Genomic DNA, 17,657 nt, shown 5'->3' on the forward strand with positions numbered 1-17,657 from the left:
CGGAGAGCCGGCTTGGCCAGAATCCTGCTGTTGCATGGTCCCAACCTGAACCTGCTCGGCACGCGCGAGCCGGACAAGTACGGACATGCAACCCTGGCAAGCATCGTCGGCGATCTTGAGGCCATCGCGCAAGCAGCCGGCCATGAACTGCACAGTTTCCAGTCCAACGCCGAGCACGCCCTGATCGACCGCATCCACGCTGCGCGCGAGGACGGCACCGCCTTCATCCTGATCAATCCGGCCGCGTTCACCCATACCAGCATCGCCCTGCGCGACGCCCTGCTGGCCGTGGCGCTGCCGTTCATCGAGTTGCATCTGTCGAACGTGCATGCGCGCGAGCCCTTCCGCCAGCACTCGTATTTTTCCGACATCGCGGTCGGCGTGATCTGCGGCTTCGGCGCGCACAGCTACTCGCTGGCGCTGCAGGCCGCGCTGCAACGCCTGACCTGATGTTTCCTTTCTAGTTCACCGCACCTGAGGATCCGTCTGTGGACCTGCGCAAAATCAAGAAGCTGATCGACATTCTGGAAGAGTCGAATCTGGCCGAGCTGGAAATCAAGGAAGGCGAGGAAGTCGTGCGCCTGAGCCGCATGCCCCGCGGCATGCCCCTGCCCCAGGCGCCGGCGCCGGTCGTAATCGCGACCGAGAACGTGGCCATGCCGATGCCGATGAAGTCGCCGACCGAGGCCGCCACCGGCAGCAACGGCAACAAGCCCGCCAACGACCTGCCCCCCGGCCACATCGTGCGCGCGCCCATGGTCGGCACCTTCTACGCCTCGCCGGCGCCGGACAAGCCGGCCTTCGTCAGCGTGGGCCAGTCGATCAAGGTCGGCGACACCCTGGGCATCATCGAGGCGATGAAGATGTTCAATCCGGTCGAGAGCGAAGTCGCCGGCACCGTACTGAAAATCCTGGCCGAAAGCGGCCAGCCCATCGAATTCGACCAGCCCCTCTTTGTCATCGGCTGAGGGGCGCGTCCATGCTGGATAAAGTAGTCATCGCCAATCGCGGCGAGATCGCCCTGCGCGTACTGCGCGCCTGCCACACCCTGGGCATCAAGACGGTGGCGGTGCATTCCACCGTCGACCGCAACCTCAAGCACGTCGGCATGGCCGACGAATCGGTCTGCATAGGGCCGGCGCCGGCGGCGGAAAGCTATCTCAACGTGCCGGCCATCATCGCCGCGGCGGAAGTCACCGACGCCCAGGCCATCCATCCGGGCTACGGCTTTCTGTCGGAGAACGCCGATTTCGCCGAACGCTGCGAGAAATCCGGCTTCATCTTCATCGGCCCCACCGCCAACGTGATCCGCCTGATGGGCGACAAGGTCGAGGCGATCAAGGCCATGAAGGCCGCCGGCGTGCCCTGCGTGCCGGGTTCGGGCGGACCGCTGGGCGACGACCCGGTGGAGAACGGCCGCATCGCGCGCGACATCGGCTATCCGATCATCGTCAAGGCGGCCGGCGGCGGCGGCGGCCGCGGCATGCGCGTGGTGCATACGGAAGCGCATCTGCACAACGCCATCACCATGACCAAGTCCGAGGCCAAGGCCGCCTTCGGCAACGCCATGGTGTACATGGAGAAGTTCCTGGAGAACCCGCGCCACGTGGAAATCCAGGTGCTGGCCGACGGCCAGGGCAACGCCATCCACCTGGGCGAGCGCGACTGCTCCATGCAGCGTCGCCACCAGAAAGTGGTGGAAGAGGCGCCGGCGCCCGGCATCACGCCGGAGCAGCGTGCCGAGATCGGCAAGGTCTGCGTCGAAGCCTGCCTGCGCATCGGCTACCGCGGCGCCGGCACCTTCGAGTTCCTGTACGAGAACGGCCGCTTCTACTTCATCGAGATGAACACCCGCATCCAGGTCGAACATCCGGTGACCGAGCTGGTCACCGGCATCGACCTGGTGCGCGAACAGCTGCTGATCGCTGCCGGCGAGAAGCTGTCCATCCGCCAGGAGGACGTGCAGTTCACCGGCCACGCCATCGAATGCCGCATCAACGCCGAGGATCCGGACACCTTCATGCCCTCGCCGGGCACGGTGAAGCGCTTCCTCGGCGCCGGCGGCCCCGGCGTGCGCCTGGACACGCACATCTACGACGGCTACAGCATCCCGCCCAACTACGACTCCATGATCGGCAAGCTGATCGTGCACGGCCGCGACCGCGCCACCGCCATCGCGCGCATGCGCCTGGCCCTGGCCGAGATGGTCATAGACGGGGTCAAGACCAATATCCCGCTGCAGCAGCGCATCATGAGCGACGTGGGCTTCCAGGCCGGTGGACAGAACATCCATTACCTGGAGAAGCGCATCGCCGAACAGAAGGAAAAGGGCATCGCCCTGGGCTGAGCCCGCCGACCATGGCCTGGATAGAACTCTCACTCACCATCCACTCCAACGAGCAGGAGCGCATCGAACTCGCGCTGGAAGACCTGGGCGCGCTGTCGGTGACCCTGCTGGATGCGGAAGACCATCCGATCTTCGAGCCCGCGCCGGGCGAAACGCCGGTGTGGCCGACGATCAAGCTGGCGGCGCTGTTCGATGTGGCGGTAGACCGCGCCGGCCTGGTGCATGCGCTGACCGAGCTGGTGCCGGAGATCGCGCCGGACCAGCTCGAATTCCGCGACATCGCCGACGCCGACTGGGTGCGCGCCTGGATGGATACCTTCCAGCCCATGCAGTTCGGCCGCCGGCTGTGGATCTATCCGTGGAACATCGAGCCGCCCGAGGACCCCGGCGACAGCGTGATCGTGCGCCTGGACCCGGGCCTGGCCTTCGGCACCGGCACGCATCCGACCACGGCGCTGTGCCTGGAATGGCTGGACGGCATCGACCTGCGCGGCAGGCAGGTGCTGGACTACGGCTGCGGCTCGGGCGTGCTGGCCATCGCCGCGCTGAAGCTGGGCGCGGCGCACGTGATCGGCGTGGACCTCGACCCGCAGGCGATCGAAGCCAGCCGCGACAATGCCGAGCGCAACGGCGTGGCGGCGGGGCTGGAACTGTGCCTGCCGGCCGCACACCACAACGCGCCGCAGGACGTGCTGGTCGCCAATATCCTGGCCGGTCCGCTGGGTGAACTGGCGCCACTGTTTGCCGCCGCCTGCAAGCCCGCCGCGCCGTTCGCGCTGTCGGGCATCCTGGCGGGACAGGAGGCCGAGCTGCTGGAACGCTATGCGGAATGGTTCGAGCAACTGGAGGTCGCCCAGCGCGAGGACTGGGTGCGCATCAGCGGGCGGCGCAAGGCATAGTAGGCAACGCCCGCGACGGCACGGCACCAGCCCGCCGTACCGCGCCGCCGGTGATTGGCGCAGGCACGGCGTGACCACCGCAAAGCCGCGGCCGCCGTCGCAGCAGATGGACTGCCTGGCGGGAATACGCCGCTGCCGCGCTTGAAAACCCCGTTGCGCCAGTCCACGCTAGCCGCGCCCTTCCGCCTGACCCGCTCCACACACGCCGCCCCGCCATGTACACGCAATGCCCCGAATGCGCGACCGTCTACAACGCCGATGCGGCGACGATCGCGCGCGGGCACGGCATGGTGCGCTGCAGCCATTGCGATGCGCTGTTCGATGCACTGCTCACTCTGGCCGACCACCTGCCGCCGGAACCGTTTGAACGTCTGGACGTCCATACGCAGGACGCGGACCCGCCGCGTCTGGGCGTGCCCGCCTACCGGCCCAATGCCCAGGCCGTCACCTACACCTTCGATCCCGACGAACGCCCGCGCGCGCGCGAAGCACGGCGCCAGTCCAACCTGCCGGCCTTCGCGCGCCACGCGCGCCGCAGCGGCGGCCGGCGCTGGCCCTGGGTGATCGGCGTGCTGCTGCTGGGGCTCAGCCTGGCCGGCCAGCTCGGCTATGCCGAACGCGACTATCTGCTCAACAACGATCTCGCGCGGCCGTGGCTGGACCGCGCCTGCGCCAGCCTCGGCTGCAAGCTGCCGCTGCGCCATGCCAGCCAGCAGCTGGAACTGCTTTCGCGCGACATACGGCCGCACCCTTCGGTGGCCGGCGCACTGATTGTTTCCGCCACGGTGCGCAATGCGGCGGAGTTCGACCAGACGTTTCCCGTGGTGGAAATCACCCTGTCGGACCTTGACGAAAACCGTGTCGCCATGCGCCGCTTCCAGCCGCGCGACTACCTCGGCGACACGCGCGCGATCGAGCGCGGCCTGGCTGCCGGCGCCAGCAGCGCGCTGGTGTTTGAAGTGCGCGATCCGGGCAAGAACGCGGTCGCGTTCGAATTCAAGTTCCTCTGAGCCGCGCACGCGGCGCGCGACGCATTTCTGCTGAGAGATGTTTGCCGATTGCGACAGTTGGCACTTACCAAGCCGCCGCCGGCGCGCTAACATCCCCGCCCCGTCGGCACTCGCATCCGGCGGTCATGGAAGATCAGACCCAGGTTGCCCAACACCGTGAATGCCGTCACCGTCCTGCGCCCTGAACAGGCCCCCGATGCCGTCGCCGCCCAGCCCGCCCTGCGCGAATGCGTGGCGCGCGCGGTACGCCGCTATCTCGTCGACATGGACAACAAGCAGGCCGAAGGCCTGTTCGACTTCGTCATGCAGGAAGTCGAGGCGCCGATGCTGCACGAAGTGATGTCGTGGTACGGCGGCAACCAGAGCAAGGCGGCGCTCGCCCTCGGCATCAACCGCGCCACCCTGCGCAAGAAGCTGTCCCAGTACGGCCTGCTCTGAACCGCGCCAGCCCGCCGGCACCTGTTCCCGACAGCGCCGCTTTCGACGGCGCCGACACGCCAAATAATCATAGGCCGCAGCGGCTCGCCCGCGCCGGCCGCGGGCTATAATCCGCGGCCCATTCTGTCTGGCGATTTCCCATGTTCGACGCCACTCTCGTGCCGGTGCGGCGCGCCCTGATCAGCGTGTCCGACAAGACCGGGCTGCTGGATCTCGCCCGTGGTCTGGACGCACTCGGCGTCAGCCTGCTCTCCACCGGCGGCACCGCGCGCGCGCTGCGCGACGCCGGTCTGCCGGTCACTGACGTCAGCAACATCACCGGCTTCCCCGAGATCATGGACGGCCGGGTCAAGACCCTGCATCCCAAGATCCACGGCGGCCTGCTTGGCCGGCGCGGCATCGACGACGCCGTCATGGCCCAGCACGGCATCAGTCCCATCGACCTGCTGGTGGTCAATCTCTATCCGTTCGAGAAAGCCACGGCGCGGCCGGACTGCACTCTGGACGAAGCCATAGAGAACATCGACATCGGCGGCCCGGCCATGCTGCGCGCCGCGGCCAAGAACCACGAGCACGTCGGCGTGGTGACCGATCCCGCCGACTACGCCGACCTGCTGCAGTCGCTGCACGCCTTCCAGGGCACGACCATGGAGCTGCGCCGCCGCCTCGCAGCGAAAGCCTTCGCCCACACCGCGCGCTACGACGGCCTGATCGCGAACTGGCTGGGCGCGCGCACCGGCGAGCGCGAGGACAACTACCCGCCCAGCCTGCACCTGAACTTCCGCCGCGCGCAGACCCTGCGCTACGGCGAGAACCCGCACCAGTCGGCGGCGCTGTACATCGAAAGCGATCCGCCGGCCGGCATCGTCGCTACGGCGCGCGTGCTCGCCGGCAAGGAACTCTCGTTCAACAACATCGCCGACGCCGACGCGGCGCTGGAATGCGTCAAGGCCTTCGGCAGCGCGCCGGCCTGCGTCATCGTCAAGCATGCCAACCCCTGCGGCGTGGCCCTGGGCGACACGCCCATGCTGGCCTACGAACGCGCCTATGCCTGCGACCCGGTCTCGGCCTTCGGCGGCATCATCGCGCTGAACCGCTCGCTGGACGTGGTCACCGCGCGCACCATCCTGGACCGCCAGTTCGTCGAGCTGGTCATCGCCCCGGAAGTGGACGAAGCTGCATTGGCGGTATTTGCCAAAAAGCCCAATGTGCGCGTGCTGGCCACCGGTCACTGGCCGGAGCAGGCCGCGCATACCAGCGACTACAAGCGCATCGCCGGCGGCCTGCTGGTGCAGGATGCGGACCGCGACACCCTGCTGCTGTCGGACCTGCAGGTCGTGTCCAGGCGAGTGCCCAATGCCGAGGAACTGCGCGACCTGCTGTTCGCCTGGCACGTGGCCATGTACGTCAAGTCCAACGCCATCGTCTATGCCCGCGGCGGCCAGACCATAGGCGTGGGCGCCGGCCAGATGAGCCGCGTGATCTCCGCCCGCATCGCCGCGATGAAGGCCGAGGAAGCCGGCCTGGAAGTGAGCGGCAGCGTAATGGCCTCCGACGCGTTCTTCCCGTTCCGCGACGGCATCGACGCCGCCGCCCAAGCCGGCATACGCGCGGTGATCCAGCCGGGCGGCTCCCTGCGCGACGAGGAAGTCATCGCCGCGGCCGACGAGAACGACATGGCGATGGTATTCACCGGCGTGCGCCATTTCAGGCACTGAGCCGCAGTGGAGCCGGGATTGGGAATGAAGGGATGCGGGATTCGCAGGAGCAGCGGCCGCAGCGCTTGAATGCCGCGGCGCTGTCCTGCGGCACGAAGCCGGGATTGGCGAGTGAGGATCAGCGTTGATGAAACGGCCACAGCGCCGCTTCACCAATCCCGCATCCCTTCATTCCCAATCCCGGCTCCTCAGTTCCACTCGTACAGCTTGTAATAGACCGGCGCGACCGGGCCGTCCTTGGGATTGCCTTCCAGGCGGCCGTCGCCGTCGGTGTCGATATAGGTCCTGGTGATGCCGCTCTTGCTGGTAATGCGGATCATGCTGATCTTGCCGCTGGCGCGGTATTCCTCGACCGTGTCGTCGCCTTCCTTGCGGATCTTCACGTCCGGCGGCGTATCGCCCTTGGCGTCGGCGGGCTTGGCCTTGACGCCCGGATCGTCCAGTGCCGGCGGCGGCGCATCGACGAGTTCGCTGCCGTCCACCGGCTTCTGCTTGGGCGGCTCGGCGGCAGTCGCCGCATTCAGTCCGCAACACAGGCCGAGCAGAAGGAACATCAAAGGTGCGGGTTTCATGGCGCGCTCCGGTAGCTGCTGGTGACCGGCGCCGCGGCACCTGCGGCGCCGCTGCCGGAATGCCGAGCAGGATAGCAAACGGGCCTGAACGGATTGTCGGCAAAGCGCTGCCGCCGCGTCCGCATTGAAAGGCGCGCCGGGCTGGGCCAAGCTCGGCGTCTGCAAGGAGACTGCCATGCCTACCCTGGTGCTGATCGACGGATCCAGCTATCTCTACCGCGCCTTCCATGCGCTGCCGCCGCTGAGCAACGCAGCCGGCGAGCCGACCGGCGCGCTGTTCGGCGTCGTCAACATGCTGCGCACGCATCTGAAGGCCAAGCCCGATTACGCCGCCTTCGTCTGCGATGCTTCCGGCCCCACCTTCCGCGATGAACTCTATCCGGCCTACAAGGCCAACCGCCCGCCCATGCCGGACGAGTTGCGCGCGCAGATCGACCCCATGCTGCAGATCGTGCAGGCGCTGGGCCTGCCCATGCTGCGCGAATCCGGCGTGGAGGCCGACGACGTAATCGGCACGCTGGCGCTGCAGGCTGCGGCCCAGGGCATAGACGTGATCGTCTCCACCGGCGACAAGGACATGGCGCAGCTGGTCGGCCCGCGCGTGACCCTGAGCAACAGCATGACCAATACCACGCTGAACGAGGCTGGCGTGTTCGAGAAGTTCGGCGTGCATCCGGCGCAGATCGTCGACTTCCTCGCACTGATGGGCGATTCCGTCGACAACATTCCCGGCGTGGAGAAATGCGGCCCCAAGACCGCGGCCAAGTGGCTGGCCGAATACCAGACGCTGGACAATGTGATCGCCAACGCGGCCAAGGTCGGCGGCAAGATCGGCGAGAACCTGCGCAGCGCCCTGGCCCAGCTGCCGCTGTCGCGCCAGCTGGCGCAGATCAAGACCGACGTGGCGCTGACCCAGGCCGTCACCGACCTGGTGCTGCGCGAACGCGACGTGGATGCACTGCGCACGCTGTATACGCGCTACGGCTTCAACGCGGCACTGAAGGAACTCGAAGGCAAGGCCGGTGCGGGCGCCGGCGAGGAACTGCGCGGCGCCGACGTGCCGGCGCAGTACCGCAAGCCGGTCGCGGCGGATCTGGGCCTGGACCCCGCCCTGGCCGCGCCGGGCAGCTACGAATGCGTGACCAGCGAGGAACGCCTGCAAGCCTGGCTGCAGAAGCTGCACGCGGCGCCGCTGATCGCCTTCGACACCGAGACCACTTCGCTGGATCCGCTGCAGGCCGAGATCGTCGGTCTGTCCGTGTCGGTGCAGCGCGGCGAAGCCGCCTATATCCCGCTGGCGCACGATTTCCCCGGCGCGCCGCCGCAGCTGGCGCGCGATCACGTGCTGGCCGCGCTCAGGCCGCTGCTGGAAGATCCGGCAAAACCCAAACTGGGCCAGCACGCCAAGTACGACGTCAACGTACTTTCGCGCTACGGCATCACGGTGCGCGGCGTGGCCTACGATTCCATGCTCGAATCCTATGTGTGGAACTCCACCGCGACGCGCCACGACATGGATTCGCTGGCCAAGCGCTATCTCGGCTACACGCCCATTCCCTACGAAAGCGTCGCCGGCAAGGGTGCCAAGCAGATCCCGTTCAGCCAGGTCGCGCTGGAACAGGCCACGGCCTACGCCGCCGAAGACGCCGATGTCACCCTGCGCCTGCACGAGGTGCTGTGGGCCAGACTGGAAACCGAGCCGCGCCTGCGCGAGGTCTACGAGACGATAGAAGCACCGCTGATCCCGGTGCTGGCGCGCATGGAACAACGCGGCGTGCTGATCGACACCCAGGCCCTGCGCGTGCAGAGCAACGACCTGGCCAGGCGCATGCACGAGATCAGCCAGCACGCCTTCAGCATCGCCGGGCGCAGCTTCAGCCTGGATTCGCCCAAGCAGCTGCAGGCCATCCTGTTCGACGAGCTGAAGCTGCCGGCCGTGGTCAAGACGCCGACCGGCCAGCCTTCGACCAACGAAGAAGCGCTGGACGCCATCGCCGACCAACATGAGCTGCCGCGCCTGATCCTCGACTACCGCGGCCTGGCCAAGCTGCGTTCGACCTATACCGACAAGCTGGCCGACAACGTCAATCCGCATACCGGCCGCGTGCACACCAGCTACGGCCAGGCCATCGCGGCGACCGGCCGGCTGTCCTCGTCCGATCCCAACCTGCAGAACATCCCCATCCGCACCGAGGAAGGCCGGCGCATACGCCAGGCCTTCGTCGCGCCGCCGGGCTTCGTCATCCTGGCCGCGGACTATTCGCAGATCGAGCTGCGCATCATGGCGCACCTGTCCGGCGACGCCGGCCTGCTCAGCGCCTTCGTCGGCGGCCAGGACGTGCATCGCGCCACCGCGGCGGAAGTGTTCGGCCTGCCGCCGGAACAGGTCGACGCCAACCAGCGCCGCGCCGCCAAGGCGATCAACTTCGGCCTGATGTACGGCATGGGCGCATTCGGCCTGGCGCGCCAGCTCGGCATTGCGCGCAACGAGGCCAACGACTACATCGCGCGCTACTTCAACCGCTATCCCGGCGTGCGCACCTTCATGGACAACATCCGCGAACAGGCGCATCGCGACGGCTACGTGGAGACCGTGTTCGGCCGGCGCCTGTACCTGGACGACATCCGCGCGCGCAATCCCAACCTGCGCGCCGGCGCCGAACGCGCCGCGATCAACGCCCCCATGCAGGGCACCGCCGCCGACATCATCAAGCGCGCCATGATCACGGTCGACGCCTGGCTGGGCGAACGCGAGGACGCGCGCATGCTGATGCAGGTGCACGACGAACTGGTGCTGGAGGTGCGCGAGGACCAGGTCGAGGCCGTCAGCGCCGGCCTGCGCGAGCGCATGTGCGCGGCGGCGGAACTCGCGGTGCCGCTGGTCGTCGATATCGGCACCGGGGCGAACTGGGATCAGGCACATTGAGGCGGCACCGGCGCACCGGACGCTTCGGGAGGACCGGAATTGCGGCATAACTTGTTGATTCGCAATCCAATGAACGGATTCTGAATCGAATCGGCCAAGGCTGCGAACCTTTCTCCCGGCCTATCGTCTTAAGACGCAGGTGCACGCAACGGCACCTGGTTCATTCCCCTCCCTGGATGAACCACCGGTACCAGGTTCCTCCCCAGACCTGTTACCGCACCCCAGACCTCGAAGGTCCTCCCCTGGCCTTCGGGGTCTTTCTATTTCTGGCTTCCGATTTCTGGGGTTTCGATTTGGTGGGCGGAGTTAGCTTCTTGGATTTTGGAAGCGTGCTTGTGTGCGTCTTTGGGGCTTAGTTATTGATTATTCGAGCAGTTTCGTCCGCCTGCGGCGGCCGACCTACTCTCTCTTTGCTTGCGCAAAGAGAAAGTAGGCAAAGAGAAACACACCCCAGAAGCCGCGGCCTACGGGCATCCTGCCCTCCGGCTGCGCGAGGCGGCTGCGGAGTCCGCTGCAGGGCCATCCTGGCCCTGCAGCGGACTCGCGCCCATCCCTGGGCGCGACCCGCGCTGCGCGCGGGCTGATCCTGCGCCGCCTCGCCGCGGCTTATGGGGCCCCCGGAGGAGCGGCGCACACCCCTGTGCGCAGAAGCAACGGCAACGGCAACGGCCGCAGCAGCGGCAGCGGCGCCTACTGCCGTAGCGACGCCAATGTGAATGCCGCCGGCTCTCGGCTCGATCCGGCTCCAGCACCAGCAACGTCAGCGCCAAAAGGTCATAGTCAACGTCGACGTGGACGTCGACAGCAACCGCCGCAGCCATAGCCGCAGCCGCAGCAAAGACATCGGATTTCCGGGCGGAAAAAGCCCTCTCCCCCAAGCGCGTTTACGCGCTTGGGGGAGAGGGTTGGGTGAGGGGGCAGCGCATCCATCGCGAAACCGCCCAACGTTCCGCCGCAACACTCACACGCGATTCCGTTCGCGGATCAGCACCGCAAATCCAGGCCCTACGCCAGATAGCCTCCGTCCGCCACAAACCCCGCCCCGGTCACATAGCTCGCCGCTGGCGAGCACAGGAACAGGATCAGTGGCGCAATCTCCCCGGGCTGCGCCGCGCGCCCCAGCGGGATCGTACGCAGCAGCTGTTTCATGGTGTCGGGGTTCTGCGTCAGCGCACTGGCGAATTTGGTGTCGGTGAGCCCGGGCAGTACGGCGTTGACGCGGATGCCGGCGGGAGCAAGTTCGCGTGCCCAGGCTTCGGTCATCGAGAGAATCGCAGCCTTGGAGAAGGAATACACGCCTTGCCCAGGCGCCGCGCGGCGGCCGTTGACCGAGGCGACGTTGACGATGGCGCCGCCGTGTTCGCGCATGCGGCGGGCGGCTTGCTGGGTCATGTAGAAGTAGCCGCGGATATTCACCTCGACCGTCTTGTCGTAGGCGCCGAGCTGCATGTCCAGCATGGGGCCGTGATAGGGATTGGCAGCGGCGTTGTTGACCAGGATATCGAGCCGCACACCTTGGCTGTCCAGTTCTCCGAACAGCGCGTCGATGGCGCCGATTTCACCGATATGCGCGGCCAGGGCGCGGGCCCTGCCGCCGCCGGCGGTGATGCTGTCGGCGACTTCCTGGCAGGCGTCCTGGCGGCGGCTGGAGACGATGACTTCGGCGCCGCACTGGGCCAGCAGCTGCGCGGTGGATGCGCCTATGCCGCGGCTGGCGCCGGTGACCAGGGCGGTCTTGCCGGTGAGATCGAACAGGGACGGGATCATGCGGGCTCCGTGATGGTCTGGATGCAGTTGAAAATGACGGCAAGGCAGCGGCGGCAGGCCGGGATCGCGGCCGGCCCGGCCGCCTACCCACGCCCCGCCGCATTCAGGCACATTAGCGCCAAGCCCACGGACTGACGAGGACGCCGGCATGCGCAGATGGGTGCCTATCACCGGCGACGGCAGCCTGGACCACGTGCCGGCATTGCGCCATGCCCGGACCGACGGGCGCGCAGGTCCGGCGGAGATTTCCGGCGGGCGGGCCGCCGCGCTCGCCGGCGAGGCACGCGCTCCGGGTGTGCCGGCCCATGCCTTCGCAGCCAACGACGCTTCGTTCCAGACCCGGCGCGAGGACGCGCGGGCGCGCTTGCGCCGCCTGATCGCGGCACAGCACACATTCGGAGGTGGCGCATGAACCCGTTCCTGATCTACGGCGCCAATGGCTACAGCGCCCGCCTGATCATCGACGAGGCGCTGCGCCGCGGCCTGCGTCCTATGCTGGCCGGGCGCAACGGCGCGGCGGTGCAGGCCCTGGCGCAGGAGCTGGACCTGCCCTGGCGCCAGTTCGGGCTGGACGATGTGGCCGAGGTGCAGCGCCAGCTGGAGGACGTCGCCCTGGTGCTCAACTGCGCCGGTCCGTTCAGCGCGACTGCCGCGCCCATGCTGCAATCCTGCCTCGCCGCGCGGCGGCATTACCTGGATATCACCGGCGAGATCGACGTGTTCGCGCTGTGCCACAGCACCGACGCACGGGCGCGGGAACAGGGCGTGGTGGTCGCGCCCGGCGTAGGTTTCGACGTGGTGCCTACCGACTGCGTCGCCGCCCTGCTCAAGCAGCGCCTGCCGGATGCGACGCATCTGGTGCTGGGTTTCGAGGCCGGCGGCGGCCCCAGCCCGGGCACGGCGAAAACCAGCGTCGAAGGCCTGGCCAAGGGCGGCCGCGCACGCATCGATGGCCGCGTGGTGGAAGTGCCGCTGGGCTGGAAATCACGCACCTTCCAGCGCGACGGCGTGGCGCGCAGCGCCATGACCATTCCCTGGGGCGATGTATACACCGCCTACATTTCCACCGGCATCCCCAACATCGAGACCTACATGACAGTTCCGCCGGCGACGATTCGGCGCGTGCGCCGGCTGCGCTGGCTCAAGCCGCTGCTGGGCGCCGCCCCCGTGCAGGCCTGGCTCAAGCGCCGCGCCGGCGCAACCGCCGGCCCCAGCGCACAGCGGCGCGAGGCCAGCGACTGCCGCGTCTGGGGCGAGGTGCGCAATGCCCGCGGCGCGACGGCCAGCCTCGGCATCGCCGCACCGAACGGCTACGCGCTGACCGCGACCGCCGCCGTCGGCATGGTCCAGGCCGTGCTGGCCGCGCCGCGTGCCGGCGGCTTCTACACGCCATCGCTGCTGATGGGCGCGGACTATGTGCTGGGCCTGCCCGGCGTGCGCGTGACCGGGGCGTGAAGGCTCCGCCGGCGGGTTGAAACCATCATCCCGCGGCCCCATCCAGGGGCGGTTCCGGCTCAGCCGCCGGCGTGTCTTTACGCGAGATTTCAACCCGCCGTTGCTAGACTCGCGCGCCTTTTCCGCCCCCTTCCGTGATCCCATGAGTACCGAAAAACAGAACCTCGGGCCCTTGCCGGCCCTGATCTTCTCCTCGCGCTGGCTGCAGCTGCCGCTGTATCTGGGCCTGATCGTGGCCCAGGGCATCTACGTGGTGCAGTTCCTGCGCGAGCTGTGGCACCTGCTGGCGACCACGCTGTTCTCCCATGCCGATACGGCCGCCGCGGCGGCGGAAGCCGGCGGACACAGCCCGGAAACCACCATCATGCTGGCCGTGCTGGGCCTGATCGACGTGGTCATGATTTCCAACCTGCTGGTCATGGTCATCGTCGGCGGCTACGAGACCTTCGTCTCGCGCCTGCGCCTGGAAGGCCATCCGGACCAGCCGGAATGGCTGTCGCATGTGAATGCGGCGGTGCTGAAGGTGAAGCTCGCCACCGCCATCATCGGCATCTCCTCCATCCACCTGCTGGCCACCTTCATCAAGGCCGACGAGCTGACGACCAAGACCATGCTGTGGCAGACCCTGCTGCACCTGACCTTCGTGGTCTCGGCCGTGGCGATCGCGCTGATCGACCGCATCATGTCTTCGCCCAAGCACGACTGAAACGCGCGATTTTTGTTGCACCCGAACGGCGGCCCTGGGCCGCCGTTCTGCGTTGTGTCAGTGCACCAGTCTTTCTCGCTGCCCTTCTCAGCGCCGCGCGCCGGCGTCACCCTCACCACGCATGATGGCGTCGCGCACCGCGGCGGCGGGTGCCTCGCGCAACTGCACCTTGCCGTCTGCCGACAGTTCCAGTCCCAGTTCATCCTGCAGCGCCTGCAGCGGCGGAAATCCGCGCCGCGCGGCGTATTCGCGCCAGCGCGGCAGGAACACATCGCTGCCCAGCAGCGCATCCAGCCGGGCGACGAACGCCTGCGGCGCCCATTCGCGCCGCGGCTGCAGGCAGCATGCGGCGAAGCGCTGCAAGGCCAGGTCCACGCTGAGCCGGCCGCCGCTGGCGCGGCGCAGTTCCACATCGACCTGCAGCCAATACGCCGCACCGGACCAGTACACGGCGTAGTAGGCGCGCCGCGCATGCATGTCCTCGCTCAGTTCGGCCAGGCTGGCCTGGTCCGGCATGGTCCTGCGGCCGCGTTCAAAGCCGGCCAGCAGTTGCTCCCAGGCCTGCCCGGCACTGAGCAGGCCGGCACGCGCGCGCAGCACGTTCTGCCAGTAGCTGGCCAGCCCTTCCGCCAGCCAGGCGCCGCCGTCGGCGAGATAGGGATGGGCCCAGTGGGAGAACTCGTGCACGGCGGTCCAGTCCGCATTGAGATCCTGCAGCGACCGCGCCGGATCCACCCACAGATGCACCGCATTGCCCTGGCCGCGCAGGGACTGGCCGAACCCCACGCCGCGGCGGCCGCCGGTGCCGGGCGCGGCCAGCAGGACGACTTGCGCAAACGGCAGCGGCAGGCGGCCGTAGCCGCGGCTGGCCGCGTCCAGCGACTGCCGCATCCAGTCCCGCAGCACGCGCCGCTGCGCCGGCGTGGTATCGCCCAGTATCGCCACGCGCACGGCGCTGCCCGCGGGCTTCACGGTGATTTCCTCGAACGACCCCAGCGCAACCAGCGCCGTCCAGCTGAACGGCGTCTGCGGCAGGCGGTAGCGCTGGACGCCGCTGCCGTCGTCCTCCAGGCGCTGCCACGGCGGCGAGAAGGCCTGTCCCGGCGGCAAACGCAGCCGCACTTCTGCCGCTTCGTCGTCGGCCCCGGCCAGCAGCCACTGCTGCGGCGCGAGCAGCAGGCTGCCGCCGGCGCGGGAGCCGATATCGCGGTCGCCGCTGCGCGAGAGCCGGCCCAGGTCGGCCGTATAGTCCACGCACTCACCGGCACGCCAGTCGCTGATACGCCAGCGCGCAGGGCCGCTCTTCTCCACGCGGCCCTGCGCGCGCCGCAGCTCGCCCACATACGCCGCACCGCCACGGTGCAGGCGCAGATCCTGTTGCGCCCGCGGCGTGTCGCTGCAGATGCGCACCTGCATGCGTTCTTCCGCCGCGTGATAGTCCAGCTCGTAGCGCAGCAGCGCCTGGGCCGGCGCGGTGAGCAGTATCGCCATCAGGCCCAGGCAGCGGCCGAACACGCGACGCGGCCCAGGCCGGCGCATCGCGGGTAAAATCGGCGGATGGACGTCTCTCATCTGCTCGATCATCTCAACCCTGCCCAGCGCGAAGCGGTCTCTGCACCCAGCGGTCACTATCTGGTCCTTGCCGGCGCCGGCTCCGGCAAGACGCGCGTGCTGATCCACCGCATCGCCTGGCTGCTGGAGGTGGAGCGCGTCTCGCCCTATTCCATCCTCGCCGTCACCTTCACCAACAAGGCCGCCGGCGAGATGCGCGGGCGCTGCGAAGGACTGATTGAACACGGTACGCGCGGGCTTTCCATCGGTACCTTCCACGGCATCGCCCATCGCCTGCTGCGCCGCCACTGGCGCGAGGCGCAGCTGCCGGAAACCTTCCAGATCCTCGACGCCGACGACCAGCAGCGCCTGATCAAGCGTGTGATCCAGAGCCTGGACCTGGACGAGGCACGCTGGCCGGCGCGCCAGGCGGCCTGGTTCATCAACACCTGCAAGGACGAAGGCAAGCGCCCCGATGCGATCCAGCACGGCGAGAACTCCACGACACGCACGCTGCTGGAAATCTACACCAGCTACGAGGCGCAGTGCCGCCGCTCCGGCCTGGTCGATTTCGCCGAACTGCTGCTGCGCTCGCATGAACTGTGGCTGCAGGACGCCGCGCTGCTGGCGCACTACCAGGAACGCTGGCGCCATCTGCTGATCGACGAATTCCAGGACACCAACAGCCTGCAATACGCCTGGGTGCGCATGCTCGCCGGACAGAGCGGCAAGGTGTTCATCGTCGGCGACGACGACCAGGCCATCTACGGCTGGCGCGGCGCCAAAGTGGAAAATGTTCAGCAGTTCCTGCGCGATTATCCGTCGGCGAAAACCATCCGCCTGGAACAGAATTACCGCTCCACCGCGACCATACTCAAGGCCGCCAACGCGGTGATCGCAAACAACCCGCAGCGCCTGGGCAAGCAGCTGTGGACCGCCGGCGAAAGCGGCAATCCCATCGATCTCTACGCCGCCTACAACGAACAGGACGAAGCGCGCTACGTGGTCGAGCGCATCCGCGAATGGATCGCCGGCGGCGGCGAGGCATCGGATGTGGCGATCCTGTACCGCTCCAACGCACAGTCGCGCGTGTTTGAAGAGCAGTTCAACCAGCATCGCATCCTCTATCGCGTCTACGGCGGCCAGCGCTTCTTCGACCGCGCCGAGATCAAGGACGCGCTGGCCTATCTGCGCCTGATCGCCAACCGCCACGACGACGCCGCGTTCGAGCGCACCGTGAATACGCCGCCGCGCGGCATCGGCGAACGCAGCCTGGATCTGGTGCGGCAGCAGGCACGGCGCGACGGCAGCTCGCTGTGGGAGGCCACGCTCACGGTGATCGCCGGCAGCGAACTGGCGCCGCGCGGCCGCGGCGCGCTGCGCGCCTACATCGAACTGATCGAACAACTGGCGCGCGAGGCGCTGGGCCAGGAAGAAGAAACGGCGCCCGGTCCCGCCGGCCTGTTCGACAGCAGCGGCGATGCGCTGGACGAGATCGAGGTCGGCCTGACCCTGTCCGAACAGATCGAGACCGCCATCGCGCGCAGCGGCCTGCGCGACTACTACGAAAAGGATTCCCGCGGCAGCGCCGAGGCGCGGGTGGAAAACCTGGACGAATTGGTCAATGTCGCCGGCCGTTTCCAGCTCAGCGCCGAGGACGAGGAAGCCGGCCTCAGCGAACTGGCCGCGTTCCTGTCCAATGCCGCGCTGGAAGCCGGCGAAGGCCAGGGCGAGCCCGGCCAGGACTGCGTGCAGCTGATGACCTTGCACACCGCCAAGGGACTGGAGTTTCCGCTGGTGTTCCTGGTCGGCCTGGAAGACGGCCTGTTCCCCAGCCAGAAATCGCTGGACGAACCCGGACGACTGGAGGAGGAACGCCGCCTGGCCTATGTCGGCATCACCCGCGCGCGCGAACGCCTGACCCTGAGCTATGCCGAATCGCGCCGTCTGCACGGCATGGAAAGCTATGCGCGGCCTTCGCGCTTCCTCAACGAAATCCCGCGCGAGCTGCTGCACGAAGTGCGGCCGCGGGTGCAAGTGAGCCGGCCGGCCTATTCCGCGCGCGGCCACGCCAGCCTCGACGAGGCGCCCAGCCTCAAGCTGGGCCAGCGCGTGACCCATGCCAGCTTCGGCGGCGGCGTGGTGATGGACTACGAAGGCGCGGGCGAGCACACCCGGGTACAGGTGAACTTCGAGAACGTCGGCGCCAAGTGGCTGGTGCTGGCGTACGCGAACCTGCAACCGGCCTGAGGCGGCGCGCCGAACACA

General features: G+C 68.0%; 14 protein-coding genes. 11 read left to right on the forward strand and 3 right to left on the reverse strand.

Annotated features, from left to right (window positions below):
- The first annotated feature begins 12 nt into the window (after window positions 1–12).
- From aroQ to purH, 7 genes are all read left to right on the forward strand, one after another.
- A complete protein-coding gene (gene aroQ / locus NM961_RS05835) occupies window positions 13–450 on the forward strand; it encodes a type II 3-dehydroquinate dehydratase (protein WP_255912751.1) in 438 nt (145 codons plus the stop codon).
- A 38-nt stretch (window positions 451–488) separates the two neighbouring features.
- Window positions 489–968: an acetyl-CoA carboxylase biotin carboxyl carrier protein gene (gene accB / locus NM961_RS05840; protein ID WP_255912753.1), complete on the forward strand. Its 480-nt coding sequence runs from the start codon at window positions 489–491 to the stop codon at window positions 966–968.
- 11 nt (window positions 969–979) lie between these two features.
- Complete coding sequence (gene accC / locus NM961_RS05845) at window positions 980–2,347, forward strand: acetyl-CoA carboxylase biotin carboxylase subunit (RefSeq protein ID WP_255912772.1); 1,368 nt, start codon at window positions 980–982, stop codon at window positions 2,345–2,347.
- Window positions 2,348–2,358: 11 nt separating this feature from the next.
- On the forward strand, window positions 2,359–3,246 hold the full coding sequence (prmA, locus tag NM961_RS05850) for a 50S ribosomal protein L11 methyltransferase (protein ID WP_255912774.1): 888 nt from the start codon (window positions 2,359–2,361) through the stop codon (window positions 3,244–3,246).
- Window positions 3,247–3,461: 215 nt separating this feature from the next.
- The gene (locus tag NM961_RS05855) at window positions 3,462–4,256 is read left to right on the forward strand and encodes a DUF3426 domain-containing protein (RefSeq protein ID WP_255912776.1); all 795 of its coding nucleotides are present in this window, start codon (window positions 3,462–3,464) and stop codon (window positions 4,254–4,256) included.
- A gap of 156 nt (window positions 4,257–4,412) precedes the next feature.
- Window positions 4,413–4,694, forward strand: a complete 282-nt coding sequence (locus NM961_RS05860) for a helix-turn-helix domain-containing protein (RefSeq protein ID WP_255912778.1) — start codon at window positions 4,413–4,415, stop codon at window positions 4,692–4,694.
- Window positions 4,695–4,834: 140 nt separating this feature from the next.
- Window positions 4,835–6,412, forward strand: coding sequence for a bifunctional phosphoribosylaminoimidazolecarboxamide formyltransferase/IMP cyclohydrolase (purH, locus tag NM961_RS05865; RefSeq protein WP_255912790.1), 1,578 nt, complete (start codon window positions 4,835–4,837; stop codon window positions 6,410–6,412).
- A gap of 188 nt (window positions 6,413–6,600) precedes the next feature.
- On the opposite strand, the gene NM961_RS05870 is transcribed toward purH, so the two are convergent.
- Window positions 6,601–6,984: a DUF2782 domain-containing protein gene (locus tag NM961_RS05870; protein ID WP_255912792.1), complete on the reverse strand. Its 384-nt coding sequence runs from the start codon at window positions 6,982–6,984 to the stop codon at window positions 6,601–6,603.
- 175 nt (window positions 6,985–7,159) lie between these two features.
- On the opposite strand from NM961_RS05870, the gene polA reads away from it, so the two are divergent.
- The gene (gene polA, locus NM961_RS05875; RefSeq protein WP_255912803.1) at window positions 7,160–9,910 is read left to right on the forward strand and encodes a DNA polymerase I; all 2,751 of its coding nucleotides are present in this window, start codon (window positions 7,160–7,162) and stop codon (window positions 9,908–9,910) included.
- 1,005 nt (window positions 9,911–10,915) lie between these two features.
- Here the strand turns inward: polA and NM961_RS05880 are convergent.
- Window positions 10,916–11,677 carry a glucose 1-dehydrogenase gene (locus tag NM961_RS05880; protein ID WP_255912805.1) on the reverse strand — a complete coding sequence of 254 codons (762 nt, stop codon included), beginning with the start codon at window positions 11,675–11,677 and terminating at the stop codon, window positions 10,916–10,918.
- A gap of 408 nt (window positions 11,678–12,085) precedes the next feature.
- Between NM961_RS05880 and NM961_RS05885 the strand changes: the two genes are divergently transcribed.
- Window positions 12,086–13,132 (forward strand): saccharopine dehydrogenase family protein, encoded by a 1,047-nt coding sequence (locus NM961_RS05885; protein ID WP_255912817.1) that lies wholly within the window; start codon window positions 12,086–12,088, stop codon window positions 13,130–13,132.
- A gap of 142 nt (window positions 13,133–13,274) precedes the next feature.
- Window positions 13,275–13,838: a TIGR00645 family protein gene (locus tag NM961_RS05890; protein ID WP_255912819.1), complete on the forward strand. Its 564-nt coding sequence runs from the start codon at window positions 13,275–13,277 to the stop codon at window positions 13,836–13,838.
- Between the two features lie 87 nt (window positions 13,839–13,925).
- On the opposite strand, the gene NM961_RS05895 is transcribed toward NM961_RS05890, so the two are convergent.
- Window positions 13,926–15,410, reverse strand: coding sequence for a M61 family metallopeptidase (locus tag NM961_RS05895; RefSeq protein ID WP_255912821.1), 1,485 nt, complete (start codon window positions 15,408–15,410; stop codon window positions 13,926–13,928).
- On the opposite strand from NM961_RS05895, the gene NM961_RS05900 reads away from it, so the two are divergent.
- A complete protein-coding gene (locus NM961_RS05900; RefSeq protein ID WP_255912823.1) occupies window positions 15,396–17,639 on the forward strand; it encodes a DNA helicase II in 2,244 nt (747 codons plus the stop codon). The two genes, NM961_RS05895 and NM961_RS05900, sit on opposite strands and share 15 nt — an antisense overlap.
- Window positions 17,640–17,657: the final 18 nt, after the last annotated feature.

Origin of the sequence: Tahibacter harae, assembly GCF_024437735.1 — a bacterium.
Lineage (GTDB): Bacteria > Pseudomonadota > Gammaproteobacteria > Xanthomonadales > Rhodanobacteraceae > Tahibacter > Tahibacter harae.